The sequence below is a fragment of the Mesorhizobium sp. L-8-10 genome (genome assembly GCF_016756635.1).
In the GTDB taxonomy this organism is placed as follows: domain Bacteria; phylum Pseudomonadota; class Alphaproteobacteria; order Rhizobiales; family Rhizobiaceae.
Genome location: NZ_AP023263.1, coordinates 7,956,460 through 7,977,733, shown reverse-complemented (window position 1 = coordinate 7,977,733; position 21,274 = coordinate 7,956,460). Strand labels below are relative to the sequence as shown.

16 protein-coding genes are annotated in these 21,274 nt (G+C 64.7%); 6 read left to right on the top strand and 10 right to left on the bottom strand.

Translation table 11 applies throughout. The features are described from left to right. Positions 1 to 155: 155 nt before the first annotated feature. The 5 genes from JN280_RS37005 to phnF all read right to left on the bottom strand — a co-directional run bounded on the left by JN280_RS37005 (position 156) and on the right by phnF (position 7,037). Complete coding sequence (locus tag JN280_RS37005) at positions 156 to 2,321, bottom strand: calcium-binding protein (RefSeq protein WP_202309137.1); 2,166 nt, start codon at positions 2,319 to 2,321, stop codon at positions 156 to 158. Between the two features lie 394 nt (positions 2,322 to 2,715). Beyond that, positions 2,716 to 3,621, bottom strand: coding sequence for an ExeA family protein (locus tag JN280_RS37000; RefSeq protein ID WP_202309136.1), 906 nt, complete (start codon positions 3,619 to 3,621; stop codon positions 2,716 to 2,718). 37 nt (positions 3,622 to 3,658) lie between these two features. Next, entirely contained in the window at positions 3,659 to 4,459 is an 801-nt protein-coding gene (locus tag JN280_RS36995) for a CpsD/CapB family tyrosine-protein kinase (protein ID WP_202309135.1), read from the bottom strand. Between the two features lie 35 nt (positions 4,460 to 4,494). Further along, positions 4,495 to 6,048, bottom strand: a complete 1,554-nt coding sequence (locus JN280_RS36990; protein ID WP_202309134.1) for a GumC family protein — start codon at positions 6,046 to 6,048, stop codon at positions 4,495 to 4,497. 227 nt (positions 6,049 to 6,275) lie between these two features. Next, entirely contained in the window at positions 6,276 to 7,037 is a 762-nt protein-coding gene (phnF, locus tag JN280_RS36985) for a phosphonate metabolism transcriptional regulator PhnF (RefSeq protein WP_202309133.1), read from the bottom strand. 112 nt (positions 7,038 to 7,149) lie between these two features. On the opposite strand from phnF, the gene JN280_RS36980 reads away from it, so the two are divergent. The 6 genes from JN280_RS36980 to JN280_RS36955 all read left to right on the top strand — a co-directional run bounded on the left by JN280_RS36980 (position 7,150) and on the right by JN280_RS36955 (position 13,930). After that, positions 7,150 to 8,076 (top strand): ABC transporter permease, encoded by a 927-nt coding sequence (locus JN280_RS36980; RefSeq protein WP_244742638.1) that lies wholly within the window; start codon positions 7,150 to 7,152, stop codon positions 8,074 to 8,076. A gap of 12 nt (positions 8,077 to 8,088) precedes the next feature. Further along, on the top strand, positions 8,089 to 9,000 hold the full coding sequence (locus JN280_RS36975; protein WP_202309131.1) for an ABC transporter permease: 912 nt from the start codon (positions 8,089 to 8,091) through the stop codon (positions 8,998 to 9,000). Positions 9,001 to 9,067: 67 nt separating this feature from the next. Continuing rightward, complete coding sequence (locus JN280_RS36970; RefSeq protein ID WP_202309130.1) at positions 9,068 to 10,621, top strand: ABC transporter substrate-binding protein; 1,554 nt, start codon at positions 9,068 to 9,070, stop codon at positions 10,619 to 10,621. A 170-nt stretch (positions 10,622 to 10,791) separates the two neighbouring features. Beyond that, positions 10,792 to 11,670, top strand: coding sequence for a metallophosphoesterase family protein (locus tag JN280_RS36965; RefSeq protein ID WP_202309129.1), 879 nt, complete (start codon positions 10,792 to 10,794; stop codon positions 11,668 to 11,670). Between the two features lie 4 nt (positions 11,671 to 11,674). Continuing rightward, positions 11,675 to 13,450, top strand: a complete 1,776-nt coding sequence (locus JN280_RS36960) for an ABC transporter ATP-binding protein (protein ID WP_202309128.1) — start codon at positions 11,675 to 11,677, stop codon at positions 13,448 to 13,450. Between the two features lie 87 nt (positions 13,451 to 13,537). After that, positions 13,538 to 13,930, top strand: coding sequence for a Panacea domain-containing protein (locus tag JN280_RS36955; protein WP_202309127.1), 393 nt, complete (start codon positions 13,538 to 13,540; stop codon positions 13,928 to 13,930). A 516-nt stretch (positions 13,931 to 14,446) separates the two neighbouring features. Here the strand turns inward: JN280_RS36955 and JN280_RS36950 are convergent. The 5 genes from JN280_RS36950 to torT form a co-directional block, all read right to left on the bottom strand. Next, positions 14,447 to 16,819 (bottom strand): xanthine dehydrogenase family protein molybdopterin-binding subunit, encoded by a 2,373-nt coding sequence (locus JN280_RS36950; RefSeq protein ID WP_202309126.1) that lies wholly within the window; start codon positions 16,817 to 16,819, stop codon positions 14,447 to 14,449. An 87-nt stretch (positions 16,820 to 16,906) separates the two neighbouring features. After that, the gene (locus JN280_RS36945; protein WP_202309125.1) at positions 16,907 to 17,494 is read right to left on the bottom strand and encodes a biotin transporter BioY; all 588 of its coding nucleotides are present in this window, start codon (positions 17,492 to 17,494) and stop codon (positions 16,907 to 16,909) included. Positions 17,495 to 17,524: 30 nt separating this feature from the next. Then, a complete protein-coding gene (locus tag JN280_RS36940) occupies positions 17,525 to 18,541 on the bottom strand; it encodes an ABC transporter permease (RefSeq protein ID WP_202315274.1) in 1,017 nt (338 codons plus the stop codon). Positions 18,542 to 18,564: 23 nt separating this feature from the next. Beyond that, positions 18,565 to 20,070 (bottom strand): sugar ABC transporter ATP-binding protein, encoded by a 1,506-nt coding sequence (locus JN280_RS36935; RefSeq protein WP_202309124.1) that lies wholly within the window; start codon positions 20,068 to 20,070, stop codon positions 18,565 to 18,567. Positions 20,071 to 20,133: 63 nt separating this feature from the next. After that, positions 20,134 to 21,201 carry a TMAO reductase system periplasmic protein TorT gene (torT, locus tag JN280_RS36930; RefSeq protein WP_202309123.1) on the bottom strand — a complete coding sequence of 356 codons (1,068 nt, stop codon included), beginning with the start codon at positions 21,199 to 21,201 and terminating at the stop codon, positions 20,134 to 20,136. Positions 21,202 to 21,274: the final 73 nt, after the last annotated feature.

Sequence of the window (21,274 nt, the reverse complement as noted above, 5' to 3'; positions counted from 1 at the left end):
GGTTGAAATGGCTACCTATTCCGATGATGTCGAGCCCCGCTTGGGCGCCTGATGATGAGGGCGAAAAGAAGAAGGCCGGCGCGCATGCGCCGGCCTTCCATTGTTTTGCCGAGAGCCCTCCACGCCGTCCGACATGGAGACGCCAACTGCTCGCGTCAGATCACCACGAAGTCGGCAGCCGTCAGGTTGAGACTCGGACTGAGCGTCGCAAAGTGCACCGAGCCGCCCGCTGCGCTGCCGTTCGAATCGTAGAACAGCTTGCCCGTATCGGTTTCGTAGATGATGTGGTCGTTGGCATCTTGCGCCAGACCAGTGGTGTTCTTGACAAAATAGCCGCTCGACAGCGTGCCCGTCGCGGCCAACGCCTTGAACACCGCATTCTCCAGATGGATGACGTCGTCGACCACGGAGAAGTCGGTGATCCTGTCGACATTCGTCGCGGCGTTGAGAGCGGTGTTGAAGACGAAGGTATCCTTGCCGGCGCCGCCGATCAAGACATCGTTGCCGGCTCCGCCTTTCAGAACGTCGTTGCCGCCCAGGCCATATAGTGTGTCGTTTCCGACTGCGCCATCGAGCAGATTGGCGTTGTCGTTGCCAATGAGCCTGTCGTGGTAGCTCGACCCCTTCAGGTTTCCGATGCTCACCAGCGTATCGCCCTGGGCATGGCCGCCAGCGCCCTTGCCGGTCCTGAGGTCGACCGTCACACCGGCGTTGGAGCCGGAGTAGCTCGCCATATCGCTGCCGTCGCCGCCGTGAAGATAGTCGGCACCGGCTCCACCTACGAGGACATTGTTGCTGGCATTACCGTAGAGCTTGTCGGCAAAGCGCGATCCGACCAGGTTCCAGATGTTCAGAAGGGTGTCTCCTTGGGCGTGGCCACCAGAGCCTTTGCCCGTCAGGAGGCTTACCGTCACCCCCGCATTGGAGTCTGCGTAGCTGGCCGCATCCCCACCGCTACCACCATCGAGATAGTCGGCACCGGCCCCGCCACTGAGAAAGTCAGCGCTGGCTCCACCTTTGAGTACATTGTTGCCGGCATTGCCGTAGAGCTTGTCGGCAAAGTGCGATCCGTTGAGGTTCTCGATGTTGACGAGCGTGTCGCCCTGGGCGTGGCCGCCGGTGCCCCTGCCCGTCGCGAGATTTATGGTGACGCCCGCGTTGGATCCGGAATAGCTCGCTGTGTCTATCCCGTTGCCGCCGTCGAGATAGTCGGCGCCGGCGCCGCCATTCAGCACGTTGTTGCCTGAGTTGCCGTACAGTCTGTCCGCAAGGCCAGACCCCATAAGATTTTCAATACTGACAAGCGTTTCGTCTTGGGCATCGCCGCCCGTACCTTTCCCGGTCAACAGGCTGACGGTAACGCCGGCATTCGAGCCGGCATAGCTTGCTGCGTCGTACCCCGCGCCGCCGTCGAGATGGTCCGCACCGGCGCCGCCACGCAGCGTATCGTTGCCGGCCAGGCCGTAATATTTCTCGCTGCCGCTGTTGGAGATGCCGGTGGCAGGCATGATGTCGTGGCCCGCTGTCCCCATGATCGTCTTGACGGTCGTGCTCCCGTCGCCTGTGCCGCCGGTGCTTCCGCCGCCGACGTCGTAGGGAGACTGTCCTTCCTTGAGGTAGACGTTGCCGGAAATCACGGGCGAGCTGTTGTCGATGGAGAAGTAGTCGTAGTAGCCTTTCTCCATGTAGTTGTTGGTGATCGAGACGCCGGTGATCGGGCCGCCGGAGGCACGGCCGTCGACATAGATCATGATCCCGGGATCGCCGGCGAGATAGTTGTTGTTCACCCTGACGTCCGAGATCGGCCCGAAATCGTTCTTGATGAAGATGTTCGAGGTGTCACGCGCGAACACCGTGTTGCCCTCGACCAGCACGTTGCTTTGACCGCCCTGGATGGCGATGCCGTCATAGTGGGGATCGGAGCCGGGGGCTTGCAGGTCGTGGATGAAGTTGCCCTTGACGATGCCGCCGGATCCGCCGCTGAGGCCGATGCCGTTTTCGAAGCCGTAGATGTTGTTGCCGATGAAGGTTCCGTGGCCCATGATGCCGTAGGAGCCGGCCATCTTGCCCTGGCCGTTGATTTCGCAGTTCTGTACCACGAGCCCGCCGGCACTGCCGTTGGTGTTGATGCCCTGCCAGGAACTGGTCGTGATGCGGCAGTTCTCGATGGTAACGTTGGGCGCCATGACATAGATGTCGCCCTTGATATCGAGGTTCTTGAGCACCGTCCCCGCCTTGGTGACGACGATCGAGCCGGACGGGGTCAGCGTTACTCCAGCGGGCACGCCGGTATTCGACGCGTCTGGGAACTTGCTTGCCATTCTTCTATCCTTTTCGTTTCACGCCCCTGACGGCGCGCGCACTACTTCTGGGTATCGTGGCTAGATCAAATTGATTAAGCCTACGCTACTGTAGTGCCTGCTAATGCATAGGCTCGTGACGTCGCAAATCAACAAAAGTGAAGGAGTGTGACGCTCTTGCAGTCGCAATTCCGCCGCAATGATGCGGGTGGCGCCGAGCACGCTGAAATGATGAAGGAAATGAGATCGGTGAGCGCAAAGTCGCGAGCGCGGCCCTGCCCACCGCGCGATCACAGGGGCGGCTCGTTCACGGCGTCTGCGGGATGTATTGACGCAGCTTCACGCTGTTCCGCGGCTGGACCGGTTGGATGACTCGCCGGCGCACCGCGTCAACGTCAGACATGCCTGGACGACACTATTTGGCGATGCCCGGGGACAGCGACGGCGCCTGGACCTCGGCACGGGCCGACACCGCCGCGCCGTCCAGATTGAGGGGCAGGTTGTGCCGGTCCGCGACCACGTCCCGGATCAGATCGGCGTCGATCGCCGCCAGGTCGTCTGCGAAGGCGTAGACGAGCGCATAGTCACAGATCTGGTTGATGACACGCGGCAGGCCGCGGCTCGCCAGATGGACGAGATCGCATGCGGCTGGGGTGAAGATCTCGCGCTCGGTTCCCGCGATCTTGAGGCGATGGGCGATGTAGCCCCGCACCGCCTCGGCGGAAAGGCCGTGGAGGTGGAACTGCGCCGAAACGCGCTGGGCGAATTGCAGCATCCGCGGCTGCCCGATGATGCGGTTGAGCTCTGGCTGGCCGACGAGGACGATCTGCAGGAGTTCGTCCTTTTCGCCGTTGACGTTGGAGAAGCAGCGGAGCTCCTCGAGCATCCGGGCGGACAGGTTCTGGGCCTCGTCGAAAACGAGGACCGTGTGGCGCCCGGCGGCAAGTTCGTCGCGCAGCAAGGTCTCGAAAAGGGCGAATAGCCGTGCATAGGGCAGCTTGGCGGCTACGTCCCGGCCGAGCGCGGAAAGCACCCAGTGGAGCAGGCCGCCGCGATGGCCGAGGGCGTTGGAGACCAGGCCGATGCGCAGGTCCCGAGGCGCGGCCCGTAGCAACTGGCGGATCAGGGTCGTCTTGCCGGCCCCGATCTCGCCCGTGATCACGGTGATCGGAGCCAAAGTCGCGATGCCGTATTCCAGCATGGCGTAGGCCTTGGTATGGTTGGCTGACCAGAACAGGAAATCCGGGTCGGGCAGCAGGCTGAACGGACGCTCGCGAAGCCCGAAATGACGGGAATAGATCTGGAAGTGGCTCGCCGTCATGAACCCATGACCCCGCCTCTCGGCATCTTGTTTCCGGTCAGTAGCCGTATTTGTCCGGTGTATAGCGGCATTTGTTCAGGACCACGCCGAGCACATTGGTCTTGTCCGCAAGCTTGCGTTCGCAGATGTCGGCCTCCCGTATCGTGGTCATCTCCGCCGCCAGCACCAGAAGCGAGCAGTCGACATTGGGGGCGAAGGCCTGCACGTCGTCGCTGCTCAGCATCGGCGGCATGTCGATGATGACGACATCGGGATCGAGCTTCTGCCTCACGCGTTTCAGCGCCTTGGCTGCATCCGAACTGGCCAGCAGCTCGGCCGAGAAACGCACCGGGCGGTTGTTGGATGCGATTGCGACATTGTCGCTGTAGCGGACGAAGACGTCCTCCACGTCCGCGCGTCCGGCGAGGAAGCTCTCCATCGATGCGGATGTCTTGGCGCCGAGCAGCTTACCGATCTGAGGCCGCCGCAGATCGAGGTCGATCAGGACCGTGCGGCATTCCTTCTGGTTGGCGAGACTGAAGGCAAGGTTGAGGCTCACGACCGATTTGCCGCAGGCCGGCGTCGGCGACGTCACTGCGAGAACCGTCCAGTTGTTCTCCCGCAGGCTCTGCAGCGCAGAAGTGCGAAGCATGTCGAAGGCGACATGGGCGGCGTCGGACCGATAGGCGGTCACGATGCGGTTGTGCGCCAGGAGCTTGGGATCGGCGACGGTCCTCGGCAGGTTTTCCCACGCCACTTCGCTGCCCAGACGCAGACATGACGAGAAGGTCTGTTCCGCCGCCTGATCCGACCCGCGCTGTTCGCGGACCTTCTGCAGTGCTGCCTGTATTCGCTCCATGGTACTCCGTTCCCTGTTGGGCGGCTTCTGGACGGCTAGACGAGATTTGCGAGGTCGATGATGCCGGGCATGGCGTCAGGCGTGAACCCGGCCATCGCCGCGCGAACCACGATCAGCGAGATCACAGTGGAGGCCCCCAGCCCGACGAGGCCGGCGAGACGCCGCCGGAGCCGGCCGGTTCGCAACTCGCCAGGACCGACGATGTAGGGGATCGTCGCGAGCGGCTGGATCTGGAGCGTCTGGGTCAGCTCGATCGGACGCCGTATGGTCTTGTTGAGCAGTTCGAGCAGGACGACGATGCCTAGGCCCAGTCCGATCGCGCCGAGGCCGCCAGCGGCCACAATGCGTTTGCGATTGGGGCTGAGCCGGTATTCCGGCGGCGTCGCCGGCTCCAGGATGGAGAACCGGACGCCTTTCGAGCGCATCTCGATCTCCTGACCGGTCGAGGCCTCGGCCAGCCGCGCCACGGCCGTATTGTATTGCGTCTGGATGTTCTGCCGGTTCCGCTCGAGCGCGGACAGAAGCGTCTCCTTGCCCGGAGTGGCCGCTATCGTCTTTGCGAGTTCTGCGAGATCAGTGGTGATGACAGGCTTCTGCTTGGCGATGTAGCGGAGCCTGTCGTCGATGTCGGCGAGTTGGAAGTCGAGCTCCGACATCGCCAGCTTGCTGCCCGAATTCCCGCTCTCGCTGTTCGCCTGCCGTTCCCGGAGGCTCTCCTGTACGGCGGCGATGCGTTTCCTGAGCGCCTGGATGTTGGGGCTCTCTTCCGAAAAGATCGCCAGCTGGTCCGACAGGGCCCGGTTCAGGTCCTGCAGCATCTGCTGCTCCGGCGTCAGGGGGCCCGATTTCGTGATGATCCCCGTCGTTTCATAGGTGCGAACGAGGTTGTTCCGCCGGCTGCGCAACTCGGCCTCCTCGCGCTCGAGCATCATCAGCCTTTCCTGCTGGGCGGCCTGCTGGCTGCGGCGGAATTCCAGGCTGTCCGGCATCGTGTCCCTGTTCTCGGTCTTGAATTTCAGCAGGTCGGCCTCGACCTTCGTCAGTTCCGTCTTGAGCCGCTCGACCTCGGCCTCGAAGAACTGTGCCGTGTCACCAGCGCGGTCGGCGCGTTGCCGGGCATTCTTGTGCAGGATGAAAGACACGATCTCATTGGCGACATCGGCGGCAAGAACCGGATTCGGCGCATCGAAGGAGATTTCCACGACGGTCACTTCCTGGGCGGGGGGCGATACCTGCTCGTAGCTGGTGCGCGCTCGCATGTCCTTGGCGATGTCGGCATCGGAGAGCCCGGCGACGTCGCTGCCATAGACATTCAGCTTTCGAGCGAGCGCGACCAGATTGTCGGTGGTGTTCGCCTGCTCCTGGACGATCTGCAACTGTTCGAGAGCCGTCGTGGGAACGGTCGACCGGGCCAGTGCCGTGGGGATCTGCGGCGCCTCCACCAGGATCTTGGAGCTGGCGCGGTAGACCTCAGGAAGGAACAGGGAGACGACAGCGGAGGCGACCACGACGACAGCAGCCGTCGCCAGGAAGTAGGGCGCGCGGCGCAGCAGTATCGACAGATAGAAGCGGAGATCCAGGTCACCCATTTTTTGAACGCTACCCGAGTCTTGGCATTTGACCGGTCTTGTCGAGCGCTCATTGTCGGGCGGCGGTCGGCCTCAGGATAGATCATCGATCGGGGGAGGCACGGACTGGGGATTTAAGCCGCCCGCTAGTCCCAATGGATTAGTTGTTGCCACCCATGCTGTAGCGCTCGGGCGCCATGGTCCGGCCGCATTCTGCGTCGTCCGGCGACGCCCTGGACCGGAAATGGTCAGGCCGCTTCGAAATCGCTGTCGATGCGGAAACGCAGGCGTCCTTGCGGGATGATGGCGTGGCCGAGAAGGATCGGCTTGCGCGCCGCGTCGCAGTCGACATAGGTCATCACCAGCACGGGCGCCTCGACCGGAATACCGAGTGCTGCCGCCTCGCGCGGGCGCGGCATGCGGCAGTCGATCCAGGTCGAGGCACGGAAGAACTCGCCGACGCCGTGCCGGGAAAGCGCCTGGGTGAAGCTGCCGCTTTCGGCGAAACTCTGCTCGATGCCGTCGAAGCGCTCGGCGTCGAACATGTGGTATCCATAGGTGGCCAGGTCGGCGCCGGCCGTGCGCACGCTTTCCGTCACCAAGAGTTCCGCGCCGGCGCCGAGGCCCAGCATGCGCGACAGTCGCGCCGTCGAAGGTCGCCGGTAGCTGTCGACCAGCCGGCCGCTCGGCCGGGCGTCGAAGCGCTTCTCCACCTCGCTCCATTTGGCATTGCGATCGAGCCTGTATTCGAAGGGCTCCCCGGCGACGAAGACGCCGCGCCCCTTGTGCGCGGTCACGATGCCGCGCCCGGCAAGCTTGGCAAGGGCCATGCGCACCGTGTGCCGGTTGACGCCATAAAGGCCGACGAGCTCATGCTCGCTGGGCAGCCTGTCGCCGGGTCCGTAGAGCCCGGTCTGAATGTCCACCTCGATGTCCGTCTCGATCTGGCGCCAGACCGCGACGCCGGCGCCGCGCCGAAGTGCGGGTCTCTCGTTCGAGGCCTTGTCCATGCCGCTGCGCCCTCTGTGGATCGTCACAAAACGATCATGTGCCCGTTACGCGTCCGATACACAACTTGTCTAGATGATCTCGACAGGTCAAGACGAAAAACGGAGCCGGGATTTGCTCGACTATGCCGCCAGCCGGATGCTCAGGATGGGCATCACCGTCTTCGCGATCGTGACCGCCGTCTTCTTCGCAACGCGGGTCTCCGGCAACGCCGTCGACTTCATCGCCGGCGAGGGACTGGGCGCCGAGGACCGGCAGCGCATGATCGATTATTTCGGCCTGTCGCAGCCGATCTGGGTCCAGTACGGCCGCTTCCTCTATGCCTTCGTCGACGGCAATTTCGGCATCTCGCTCGTCGAACGCCGGCCGGTGGTGACGATCATGGCCGAGCGCATCATGCCCTCCCTCCAGTTGATCGGCAGCGCGTTGCTGGTGACCTTCCTGGTCGGCATACCCGCCGGCGTGCTGGCCGCGGTCTATCGCAAGTCGTGGATCGGCAGCGGCATCATGACCGTCGCCTTTCTCGGCTACGCCGTGCCGAACTTCATCCTCGCCATCTTCCTGCTGCTGATCTTCTCATTCTGGCTGGGCTGGCTCCCGTCGACCGGCAACGCCACCCTGGCCAACTATGTCATGCCCGTCCTGGCGCTGTCGGCCTTCTACATTGCCGGTCTGACGCGCTTCACCCGCAACGCCATGCTCGACGTGCTGAGCCAGGATTATCTGCGCACCGCGCGGTCGAAGGGGCTGCGTGAGCGCAAGGTCATTTTCAAGCATGCGCTGCGCAACGCCTTGATCACCATATTGTCGGTCGTCGGACTTCAGGTCGCGGCCCTCGTGGCCGCGGGCAATGTCGTGGTCGAGACTGTCTTCGCCTGGCGCGGCATGGGCGAACTGCTCGTCTCGGCCGCGCTCAGCCGCGACTATCCCGTTCTGCAGTTCGGCGTGTTGTGCGTGGCGGTGGTCGTGATCGTCGTCAATCTCGTCGTCGACATCGCCTATGGGCTCGCCGATCCGCGCGTGCGCCTGGCAAAGGTCTGAGAGGCAGCCGGCATGACGGACACCACAGCCGATCGTCCTGTTGCCCGCGCCGGACGGACGCCGCGATACCTCGCGGCGCTCCGGGAATTCTGGTCCGAAGCGGACTGGATCATGCGGCTCTCGCTGCTGCTGGCACTCGCGCTTGTTGTCTGCGCCGTTGCGGCGCCGCTGATCGCCCCGTTCGATCCGAACGCCCAGAGCCTGCTATCTCGGCTGCGTCCGCCGGTCGGCTTCGAACGCGCCCGGCCCGACTACCTGCTCGGCACCGACGAGCTCGGCCGGGATATCCTGTCGCGCTGCCTCTACGGGCTGCGGCTCACCCTCTCCGTCGCCTTTCTCGGCGCGATGATCGGCCTCCTCCTCGGCGGTTCGCTCGGGCTTCTGTCCGGACTGGCCGGCGGTCTCGTCGACGACCTGATCATGGGGCTGGTCGATATCCAGATCGCCGTGCCCTTCACCTTGATAGCGCTTCTTGCCGTGGCGCTGTTCGGCGGCGATCTGCAGGTGCTGATCGTCGTGCTCGGCATCGCCTACTGGGAGCAGTATGCGCGCATCGTGCGTGGTGAGGTGGTCAAGCTGCGCGGCATGCCCTTCATCGAGGCCGCCCTTGCCGCCGGCGCCGGCGATGCCCGGATCGCGCTCCGCCACGTCGTGCCGAACATCGTCTCGCCCGTCGTGGTGATGTTCACGCTCAACTTCTCCAACATCGTGCTCCTGGAATCGACGCTCTCCTTTCTTGGGCTCGGCCTGCGCCCGCCGGCCGCCACGCTCGGCTCGATGGTGGGCATGGGGCGAGACTACATGCCCTCGGCACCCTGGGTCGTCGCCGCGCCGGCACTGCTCATCGTCATGATCACCTTCGTCGTCCAGATGCTGGGAGACTTCCTGCGCGACCGCACCGACGTGCGGCTGCGTGATCGCTGAAACCGGAAGAAGAGGCGGGACGAACCGCCCGGCCAATGAAATCGACAACCCTCGAAAGGAAGCACACATGCTCCGCAAGGCACTGCTCGCCGCCGTCGCCGCGCTTCTGCCCGGAACTGCCGGCGCCATCGAACTCAAGGTCGGCTCGGCCAATATGGCGCCCTATCTCGATCCCGGCCGCGACCATTCCAATGTCGGGTCGCAATTCTACTACAACAGCTTCGACGTGCTCATCGAGCGCGACTACGCCTCGTCCGAACCGAAGTTCAAGCCCGGGCTGGCGCTCTCCTGGCAGCTGGTCGAGCCGACCGTCATGGAGTTCAAACTGCGCGAGGGCGTCACCTTCCACAATGGCGAGGCGATGACGGCCGACGACGTGGTCTTTTCCTTCAACCGCATGTTCCAGTCGAGCTTCCCGCCCTACCAGGTGCGCGCCAAGGACCGGCTCGGAAATTTCGACAAGGCGGAAAAGGTCGACGACTTCACGCTGCGCGTCCATGTCAAGCGGCCGGAGCCTCTGTGGGAGACGCTCATCAACATGCAGCAGCTCATGGTCATCCCCGAGGACTACACCAAGGGCCTGACCGGCGATCCGAAACTCGCCGAGGACAGCGACTATGAAGCCTTCTCGCTCGCTCCGGTCGGCACCGGCCCATACAGGATCGCCGAGTTCATCCCGGGCGAGAGGCTCGTCTGGCAGCGCCACGATGCCTTCTGGGGAGAGCCCGCGCCGCTCGACAAGGTGACTGTGCTGAAGGTGCCCGAAATGGCGAGCCGCATCACCGCGCTGAAAAACAGCGAGGTCGACGTCATCACCAACGTGCCCCCGGACCAGCTCTCCACGATCGAGGCCGACCAGAACCTCAAGGTGGAGGGCATGGTGACGCCGCTCTTTCACGTCCTCATCTTCAACACGCAGAACGAGAAGATGAAGGACCCGAAGTTCCGCCGCGCCCTTTCGCTGGCGGTCGACCGCGACACGCTGAACGAGGCCCTCTGGCTCGGCAAGGCCGTGGTGCCTTCGAGCCACACCTACCCGCAGTTCGGCCCCCTCTATATGCCGGAGCTGAAGACCTTCGAATATGATCCCGAAGAGGCGAAGAAGCTGCTTGCCGAGAGCGGCTACAAGGGCGAAGAGATCCGCTTCGACACTTCGGCGGTCTACTACACCAACGGGCTTCTGGCCGCCCAGGCGATCCAGGAGATGTGGGCCGGCATCGGCGTGAAGCTCGCCATCAATGTCGACGACAAATGGACCGGCAACGACCCGACCATGAATGTGCGCAACTGGTCGAACCCGCTCTATTTCGCCGATCCCTTCGGTTCCTTCGGCGTCATGTGGGCGCCGGGCGGTCCGTCGGAAGGCGAGGGGCGTTTCAAGCCGGATGCCGACTATGCCGCAGCCTGGGAGAAATTCCGTTTCTCCGACAGTCTGGAAGATCGCCGCGCCGCCTATGCCGACCTGATGGAGCGCATCAGAAAGGACCCGCCCTTCCTGGTCCTCTACCAGCCCTATGAATCCTGGGGGCTGCGCAAATCAGTCAACTGGGCGCCGAAGCCGGGGCACATTCCCTACGTGCTCGATTTCCGCGCCGGCTCGATCGATTTCGCCGCCAACTGACCCCGATGCGCGGCCGGACAGCCCTCCGCATCGGCCCGAAAATCGTACACGATTCTCGGAAAGCCCGATGCGTCGATTCAAAGCGCTAGAGCGTCCTTTGCGCGTCCAGATGGACGCGCGGCGCTCTAGGGCTGTCCGGCCGTGCCTTTGCTTCCCGTTACGAGGACACCATGACCGCGCTCAGACTTTGCCTGGTTGCCGACATCCATCACGGCCAGGACAGCTTCACCAAGAAGGGATCGGCCGCGCTCGACCTGCTCGCCGGCTTCACCGCCTTCGCCAATGACGTCCGCCCCGACGCCGTCATCGATCTCGGCGACCGCATCTCGGATGTCGACACGGCCACGGACAGGCTCCTGGAGCGGGAGGTCGCCGAGGTCTTCCGCGCGATCGAGGCGCCGGTCCACCACATCTGCGGCAATCACGACCGCGACCATCTCACCGTGGCGGAAAATGCCGAGATCCTGGGCCAGCCGCTCGTCAACCAGACGATCGACCTCGGCGACTGGACCCTCGTGCTGTGGCGCGCCGATTCCAGGATCCATCGCCCCGGCGGCTTTGTGCTCACCGAGGCCGACCTCCTGTGGCTCGCCGGCGTCGTGCGCCAAGCGACGAAGCCGCTCGCCATCTTCAGCCATGTACCCATTTCCGGCCACTCCCAGGCAGGCAACTACTATTTTGAACGCAATCCCGAAGCCTCCACCTATCCCGGCGGCGCCGAACGTGTGCGCGCCATCCTCGCCACGGCACGGGTCCCGGTCTGCTGCTTTGCCGGCCATGTCCACTGGAACACGCTCACCATGGTCGGCGGCCAGCCGCATTTCACGCTGCAGTCGCTCACCGAGACCTTCACCACCCATCCGGAGCCGGCCGGCGCCTGGGCCCTGCTGGAACTTTCCGACAGGATCGGCTGGACGGTCCATGGCAAGGACAGTTTTCGCGCCGAGCTTTCGGCGGCGGAAACCGCGCGCCGCTGGATCACGCCGCTGCCGCCTTTTCACGAGCATCCCGAGATCCGGCAACGGCTCGTTGCCCAGGCGGCGGAATAGCGTCATGGTCGCCGTGCCGTTGCTCGATGTCCGCAACCTGACGGTCGGCTTCCGCTCGCGCCGGCACAGCCGTCTCGCGGTGCGCGACCTGTCTTTCTCGGTCGCGCCGGGCGAGGTGCTCGCCATCGTAGGCGAGTCCGGTTCCGGCAAGTCGGTGACGGCATTGTCGCTGATGCGGCTGATCGAGCGCGAGGGCGGACGCATCGAGAGCGGTTCGATCCGCTTCCGCCGGCATGGCGACGACGTGATCGACCTCGCGGGCCTCGACGAGCGCCACATGCGGGCGATCCGCGGCAATCTCATGTCGATGGTCTTCCAGGAGCCGATGACCTCGCTCAATCCGGTGCTCACCATCGGCGACCAGCTCATGGAGACGCTGATCGAGCACCGCCGCCTTGGTTTCGGCGAAGCGCGCCGGCTCGCCGTCGGGATGCTGGAACGGGTCCGGATCTCCGACCCCGAGCGTCGCATCGGGCAGTATCCGCACGAGCTGTCGGGCGGCATGCGGCAGCGCGTGATGATTGCGATCGCGCTCGCCTGCGCGCCGAAGCTACTGATCGCCGACGAACCGACGACCGCGCTCGACGTGACCATCCAGGCCGGTATCCTCGACCTGATCCGCACCCTGCGCGAGGACACGGGCACGGCCGTCATCTTCATCACCCATGATATGGGCGTCGTGGCCGAACTCGCCGACCGCGTCGTCGTCATGCGCGACGGCGAGCGGGTCGAGACTGCGCCGACGCGCGAGCTCTTCGCGCGGCCGCAGGCGGCCTATACGAGGGCGCTTCTCGATGCCGTGCCGAGGCTCGGCTCAGGCGCGCCGGTGTATGCCGCGCCTGCCTTGCAGATGGAGGCGGTTGCGCCGCCGCCCGTTCTGGAGGTGGAGAATCTCGTCACGCGTTTTCCCGTGCGCAAGGGGCCTTTCCGGCGGCTGGTCGCCGAGGTTCATGCGGTCGACAACGTCAGCCTGCACCTTGATCGGGGCGAGACGCTCGGACTGGTCGGCGAGTCCGGCTCCGGCAAGTCGACCATCGGCCGGTCGATCCTGAAGCTGGTCGAGCCGACATCCGGTCGTATCGTGGTCGGCGGGCGCGACGTGACCAGGCTCGGCCGCGACGCGATGCGGCCGGTCCGGCGCTCGCTCCAGATGGTCTTCCAGGACCCCTATGCCAGCCTCGATCCGCGCATGTCGATCGCCGACCTCGTCACCGAGCCGTTGGCCATCCACAGCGACATGCGGCGGGCTGAGCGCCGCGAACGCGCCGTGGAACTGCTGCGCCGCGTCGGTCTCGACCCCGACAGCCTCGATCGTTTCCCGCACCAATTCTCAGGCGGCCAGCGCCAGCGGATCTGCATCGCCCGAGCGCTGTCGTCGCGTCCCGACATCATCGTCGCCGACGAGCCCGTTTCGGCCCTCGACGTGTCCGTCCAGGCCCGCGTGATCGAACTCCTGCGCGAACTCCAGCAGGAATACGGCATCGCCTATCTCTTCATCTCCCATGATTTCGCCGTGGTCGAGAGGATGAGCCATCGCGTCGCCGTGCTCGACCAGGGGCGCATCGTCGAGACCGGCCCGACCGGCCTCGTGCTCGCGGACCCGAAGCATGCCTATACGAAGGAACTGGTCGCTGCCGTCCCGGTCGCCGACCCGGCCCGCGGCCGCCGGTTGCTTATGCCGGTCCCCCAACGCAAGAGCCCGGTACGCCCGCTCGGCTGGGAACCGCCGGTGCAACGATACGTCAGCCTTGCCGGCGAGCGCCTCGTGGCCGCGGATTGAACTAAGGGGGGCTGACGGAACCAGCGGGCAGCCGGCGCGAAGCACGACGTTGATGTTCCCGTTGTTCAACCTATATGACGCAGTCGCATGAAACCGATCCGTTTCAAATTTGCCCCTGCCAAGGCTCTGGCCGCGCTGCACTGGATCATTTCCGAGCAACCCGGGATCGACCTGCACCCAATACTGAAGGGTTGCTACTTTGCCGACAAGAGCCATCTGAACGCCTTCGGCCGACCGATCTTCGGTGCAACCTACAAGGCCATGAAATTCGGCCCGGTGCCGCTGGAGATTTACGTGATGCTGAAGAGCGAGCCGCTTTGGCTTGCGGAGTTGGGCATCGAGCAGGTCCCATGGCAGCTCGACGGTTATCACTTACGTCTCACCGGGAACCAGGAGCCGGATATCGGCGCGCTCTCGGAAAGCAACATGGAGCATCTGGGGGCAGCGTTGCGCGCGTCGCGAACGATGACGTTTCAATGAGCGTACCGCTGCCACGCATGGTCCGGATTGGCAACGCGCCAATCTTGGCATCATGCGGTACGAGGACATGATCGACGAGACGGAGTACCGTGACGCCCTCGTCGAAGACCTGCGCGAGACAGCGTACCTGATGCGCATGTGATGGCATGGCCGTCGCCGCGTTGGACGTTAACCGCATTTTTGACCAGACGACGAACCCGCCAAAGCCAAAAATGGTCGTGTGTGTGGAGCCGGCCGAGAGCTGGTTTTCCGAATCAACTCAGGGCCGCGTTTCAGGCCGAACTTCCCGTTGCCGCGAGAACCACATCATCGAGGATTCCTGGGCTATGACAGCTTTGTCGAATGCAACATTCTCGAACTCAGCGAGCACGACATCCGCGACGCCCTGAACAAACGCGGCGGTTTATCGGGCGCGTTCGCGAATCCCACAAAGCAGAGATCGTCCATTGGTCGAGCCGGGCGCCCGACATTACCCATGATGAAAAGATCAAGATCGCCGCTGCCATGCGGTGAGCCTCACTCCGCAGCAACCGCCTTGTCCGCCGAGCGGATCGCCCTCCAGACCTTCTCGGGTGTCGCCGGCATGTCGACATGGCTCACGCCATAGTCACGCAGCGCGTCGCAGATCGCGTTGATCACCGCGGCCGGGCCGGAGATCGCCGAGGCTTCGCCGCAGCCCTTCGCGCCGATCGGGTTGGTGGTGCAGATGGTCTCCATCGCCTCCATCTCGATATCGGGAATGTCGCGTGCCCGCGGCATTGCGTAGTCCATGAAGGAGCCCGTCAGAAGCTGACCGCTTCCAGGCTCGTATTCGCAACTTTCCATCAGCGCCTGGCCGATCGCCTGTGCCGCGCCGCCATGGATCTGGCCGGCAACGATCAGCGGGTTGACGATGCGTCCGAAATCATCGACCGCCAGATAGCGGCAGATCGACGTCATGCCGGTGTCGGGATCGACCTCGACCTCCACGATGTGGCAGCCATAGGGGAAGGTGAAGGCTTCGGGGTCGAAATAGGAAGTCTCGTCGAGACCCGGTTCCAGGCCGGCAGGGTAGTCGACCGGTGCATAGGCACGTTGCGCCACCTCGGCGAACGTCTTGGCGAGATTGGTACCGCTGGCGCGGAAGATGCCGTCGCTCACTTCGATGACGGCCACATCGACGCCGAGCATATGGGCGGCGATCCTCTTCATCTTGGCGACGACCTTGTCGGTGCATATCGCCAGCGCGCTGCCGCCGACCGAGAGAGAACGCGACCCGTAGGTCCCGACGCCATAGGCCATGCGGCCGGTGTCGCCATGGATGATCTCGATCCGGGCGGGGTCGATACCGATCTTCTCCGCGACGATCTGGGCGAAGGCCGTTTCGTGCCCCTGTCCATGCGAATGGCTTCCGGTCAGAACCGTGATGCCGCCCGTCGGGCTGATGCGCACCGTCGCCACTTCATAATAGCCCGCGGTGAAGCCCTGCTCGATCAGCAGCTTGGAGGGTCCCATGCCGCAGGATTCCAGATAGAAGGAGACGCCGAGGCCGCGCAGCAGGCCCTTCTTCGCCGATGCCGCCTTGCGTTCGGTGAAGCCGTCGAGATCGGCCGCTTCGCGTGTCCTGTCGAGCAGGGCCGGCAGGTCGCCGGAGTCATAGGTATGCAGGAACGGCGTCTTGTAGGGGATCGCTTCGGGCGGGATGGCGTTACGACGCCGGATCTCGAACGGATCCTGGCCCAGTTGCCGCGCGGCCTGCTCTACGATCCGCTCCATCACATAGGTCATCTCGGGGCGTCCGGCGCCGCGATAGGCATCGACCGGCGTCGTGTTGGTGAACACGCCCTGGACGTGGATGTAGATGTCGCGCACCGAATAGGGTCCGGGGAAGGGATTGCCGTAGAAGAAGGTCGGGATCGACGGGCCGAAGGTCGAGAGATAGGCGCCGAGATTGGCTGTCGTGTGCACCTTGAGCGCCACGAACGTGCCGTCCGCGTCGAGGCCGAGGCTGACCTTCGTCAAATGGTCGCGCGCATAGGTGTCGACCAGGAATGCCTCCGAGCGCGACGCTTCCCACCGCACCGGCCGGCCCAGGCGCTTTGCAGCCAACAGCACGAGCACCTCTTCGGCATAGTGGTATATCTTCATGCCGAAGCCGCCGCCGACATCGGGCGATATCACGCGGATGCGTTCTTCCGGGATCTTGAGGGTGCTCGCCGAGAGGCAGACGCGGATGGAGTGCGGGTTCTGCGTCGAGGTGTAGAGCGTATATTCGTCCCGCCCGGCGTCGTAGAGACCGAGCGTGTTGCGGGTCTCCATCGGGCTGGCGTTCACGCGGTTCTGTACGAGGTCGAGTTCGACCACATGCTCCGCTCTCGCCATCGCCGCATCGACGGCCGTTTCGTCGCCGAGCCCCCAGTCGAAGCACTGGTTGTCGGACTGTTCGGGCCGCACGCGAGCAGCATCCTCCGCCAACACGCCGACAAGGCTCGTCTGCGACGGCAGCACCCCGTAGACGACCTCGATCGCCTCGGCTGCCGACTGAGCCTCGGCCAGCGTCTCGGCCACGATCGCGGCGACCTGGTCGCCGACATGCAGGACCCGGTCCTTGGCAATGACGGGATGGTGCGGGAAGACCATCGGGGTGCCGTCCCGGTTGGTGACGGGATAGGCGCAGGGCAGGCCGCCGATGTCGGCCTTCTCGATGTCCTCGCCCGTGATGATATCGAGCACGCCGGGCATGTCGCGGGCTGCGCGGATGTCGATCGACACGATCCTCGCATTGGCGTGCGGCGAGCGCAGCACGTAGAGGGCCGCTGCGTCGATGTCGACATCGCCGACATATTGACCCTGGCCGGTGATGAAGCGGCCGTCCTCCTTGCGCCGCAGCGGCTTGCCGATCCAGTTCATGGGCTTGGCCCCTCCAGTCCTGAAAGGTTCAAAGGGAGGGAGGCCGGCGGAGAGGCCGCCCGGCTCTCTCCACCGTGGTTCGGTTCGTCAGCGGTTCCGCAGGCCCTGCCATGCCAGCGGCAGCAGCGCCGCTGCCAGCGCCAGCTTGACGAGATCGCCGAGCAGGAAGGGCGTCAGCCCCCAGGCCAGCACCGGCTTGTCCCAGCCGACGACGGCGCCCAGCCTGAGCAGGCCGGGCACGTAGATGAGCGCGTTGCCGGCGATCATGGCGAGCGCGGTCGTCGAGACTTTCCGGTCCCAGCCGCGCTCGGCGAGGAAACCGCAGGCGGCCGCTGCGGCGAGATAGCCGATGAGATAACCTCCGGTCGGCCCGGCCATATAGGCGAGGCCTATGCCCTTCTCCGGGGTTCCGGCGAAGACAGGCAGGCCGAGCGCGCCTTGCAGGAGATAAAGCCCGACGGTCGCCGTGCCGAGGCGCGGGCCGAAGGCCATGCCGATGACGAGCACCATGAAGGTCTGCATGGTAAGCGGCACCGGATAGAACGGAATCTGGATCTTCGCCGAGGCCCAGAGAGCCAGCGAGCCGCCGAAAGCGAGCAGCACCTGGCGCACTCGGCTGGACTGGCCGCGGAACAAGCGGTCGGCGAGCGTCGGATGGAGGACGGCGGCTGACATTTCGTTTCCCCTTTCGATGGTGTTGGCGCGTCAGCGGTTGCCGACAAGCATGCGGTAGCGGAACTGGTCGAGGATGACGGCGAGGATGAGCAGCGAGCCGAGCAGCACCATCTGCATGTAGGAGCCGATCCTGGCGATGTTCATGCCGTTCTGGACGAGCACGATGAAGAAGGCGCCGAGCACGACATTCTCGACGCGGCCTATGCCGCCGCGCAGCGAGACGCCTGCGATGACGCAGGCGGCGATCGATTCCAGCGCGATCGTGCCGCCGAGATTGGTCTCGCCGGATTCGACGCGCGCCGTCAGCAGCAGGCCGGCCAGAGAGGCGAGCAGCGCGCAGACTGCGTAGGCGAGGAACAGCACCCGCTTGGTGTTCACCCCCGACAGGTTGGCCGCCTTGAGATTGCCTCCCACCGCGTAGATATGCGCGCCGAGCCGCGTACGGTTCATCATCAGCCACATCGCGACGATCGCGGCGACGGCGAACAGCACCGGCACGGGCACGCCCAGGACACGGCCGAAACCGAAGAAGTTGCCGAACGCGTAAGGCAGGCTCGCGACCGGCACGCCGCCGGTCAGGAAGAGCGCGATGCCGGCGCCCACCGACTGCACACCGAGCGTCATGATGAAGGGCGAGACGCCGAACTGGGCGATGCCGATGCCGTTGAGGGCGCCGACGATCAATGCGGCGCCGAAGCCGGCCGCCGCCCCGATCAGGATCACGATCCAGACCAGATCGGGCATGGCGGCGGCGAGCGCCACCATCACGGTCGCGGAGACCACCGAAGTCAGGGCGATCGTGGTACCGACCGACAGGTCGAAGCCGCCGGTGATCAGCACCAGCATCTGGCCGAGCGAAACCAGTACGAGATAGACCGACTGGCGCGCCACATTGGTGAGGTTCTGCACCGACAGGAACTGCGCCGAGACAAGCGAGAAGATGATCAGCGCCGCTGCCAGGAAGAAAGGCAGCACGCCGACGCGCAGGAACAGCGTCTTGACCGCGGCCAGGAGCGGATTGGGCTTCGACACGGGGGCGGCTGTCATGGCCGATGCGGCGGGCTGGCGGGTCATGCCGGGATCCTCGTATCTGCGAAGAAATGTTTCAGGACGACGTCTTCGGTAAGGTCGGCGCCTTCCAGTTCGGCCGAGATGCGGCCTCCGGAGAAGACGAGCAGCCGGTGGGAAAGATTGATCACTTCGGGCAGGTCGGACGAGATCACGACCACAGCCTTGCCGGCTTCGGCGATCTCCTGGATCAGCCGGTAGAGCGCGGCGCGGGTCCCGATGTCGACGCCGACCGTCGGTTCGTCGAAGATGTAGATGCCGCGCTCCTCGCCGAAGCCCTTGCCGAACAGCACCTTCTGCTGGTTGCCCCCCGAAAGGTTGGAGACGGGTCGGCTCATATAGGCCGGGGTCATCCCGACGCGCTCGCCGATACCGTCGGCGAGCCGGCGAGCTTGCCGCGCCGACAGGAAGCCGAACGGGCCGGCCACCTCGGCGCGCCGAAGCAGCGCGAGCCGAAGATTCTCCCGTGCCGTCGCCGCGAGTTGCAGGCCTTCGTTCTTGCGGTCGGGCGGCAAGTAGAAGACGCCGGCCGCCAGCACGTCGCGGGTCGGCCGGCCGGTCATCTCCCTGCCGTTGATCGTCACGCTGCCGGCGGCGACAGGCTGCAGGCCGACCACGCTGCGCCAGACGCGCGACTTGCCGCTGCCGACGAGCCCGGCGACGCCGAGCACCTCGCCGGCTCGCACGTCGATGTCGACGCCGCGGACCCCGGCGGCGTGGAGGCCGCGAATGGCAAGCACCGTGCCGCCGCCGCGCCGCTCGATCCTGGGATAGATCTGGTCCATCGAGCGGCCCGTCATCAGTTCGACCAGCCTGGTTTCGGAGATGCCGTCGGCCGGCACGGTGGCAATCAGCCGGCCGTCGCGCAAGATCGTGATGCGGTCCGCGATCTCGGAGAATTCCTGGATGCGGTGCGAGATGTAGACGATGCCGACACCGTCGGCCTTCGCCTTGCGGATGAAGGAGAACAGCTTGCGTGTCTCCTTCTCGGTCAGCGAAGCGGTCGGCTCGTCGAGGATCAGCACCTTCGCCTTGGCGAGGAAGGCTTTGGCGATTTCGACCATCTGCTGTTCGGCCCGCGACAGGCCCGATACCTGGCGGGTGACGTCGATGTCGAAGCCGAGATCGGCGAAGAGGCGCCGCGCTCCCTCCAGCATGGCGGAGCGGTTGATGAACGGGCCGCGTTTCGGCTCGCGCGCCAGATAGACGTTTTCAAAGACGCTGAGCGTGGGGACGAGCGAGAATTCCTGGAAGACCGTGCCGACCCCGTACCGCGCCGCATCGTGGACCGAACGGAGTTCGACCTCCTCGCCGTTGATGCTCAGCGAGCCGGAACTCGGGCGATAGACGCCGGAGAGAATCGAGATCAGGGTCGACTTGCCCGCGCCGTTCTCGCCGAACAGCACGTGCACTTCGCCGGCGAGAAGCGTGAAATCGACATTGCTGAGTGCCTTGGCACCCGAGAACTCTTTCGAGATCCCGGTCATCGCGACCAGTGGCGCATTCATGACTTTGGTCCCGGCGGATCGTCCGGGCCGGCCGCGGCTGCTGGCCGCCGGCCGGCCTTAGGGTCAGTTCACGTTGAAGACCGGCTTGTAGCCGTCCGGCGGCAGGATGTTGGTCTGCGGCACGCTCCCGACATTCGACGGGTCGACAACGAAGATCTTGGGCCCGACATGCTTGATGTAGTCCTTGCCCTCGAGGATGCGTACCGCCTGGTCGATGGCGATACGGCCCTGGATGACCATGGAGTCGGCCGGCGCCGCCAGGATGAAGCCGCGCTTGATGCCTTCATAGACGCCAGGCGTCATGTAGAAGGCGAGCAGGTCCACCTTGCCTTCCAGGCCGCGCTCGCGGATCAGGCCCTGCGCGGCTTCCGCCGTCACTGCCGTGCCGGCGATGTAGCGGATGTTGGGATGCGCCTGCAATTCGTCCTCGACCAGCTTCAGCTGCACCTCCTTGCCGGTGTCGCCGAATTTCGGCTCCAGAACCTTGACTGCCGAGCCCTTGACGGCGTCCATGAAGCCCTTGTGTGCAGCTTCGACCCAGCCTGCGCCCGCCGGTCCCGGGAACCAGCCGACCTCGACCCCTTCCGAGCCGGTCGGATGCTTCTTGGCGAGATAGGCGCCGGTCTCCGCGCCCATTGTGTAGAAGGACACGAGCGACTTGGCGGAGATGTCGGGCGAAGAGATGCCGTTGATCACGTCGATGACGGGAATGCCCTTCTTCGAGACTTCGCTGACGAGATTGTTGAGGCCATCGAAGGAGATCGCGCCGATCACCACGGCGTTGGCGCCGCTCGCCACGCAGTCCTCGATCTGCGAGATCTGCTTGTTGAGCTCGGTATAGCCGCCGGCTTCGACGAGATTCATCTTCACGCCGAGACGGGCCGCCTCCTCCGCTACGCCGTAATCGACGCCGAGCCAGTAGGCATCCTTCATGTGCGGGAAGGACACGCAGACCTGCCATGGCTTCGAGGCCTTCTCCAGCGGCACATAGGAGACATCGGCGGCCTTGCCGTCGGCCGCGAAGGGCGGCTCGACCTTGGCCGCGTCATATGGGAACCAGTCGGCCCCGTGGGCTGAGCCGGCCATGGCGATCGCCGTCGCGGCGAGCATTGCCCTTGTCAGATGTTTCATAGCATTCCCCTTTCTTCGTTCTGATACGTTGTTCTCGATGCTCGACCGGCCCGCGCCCCTTCGCGCCTGTCAG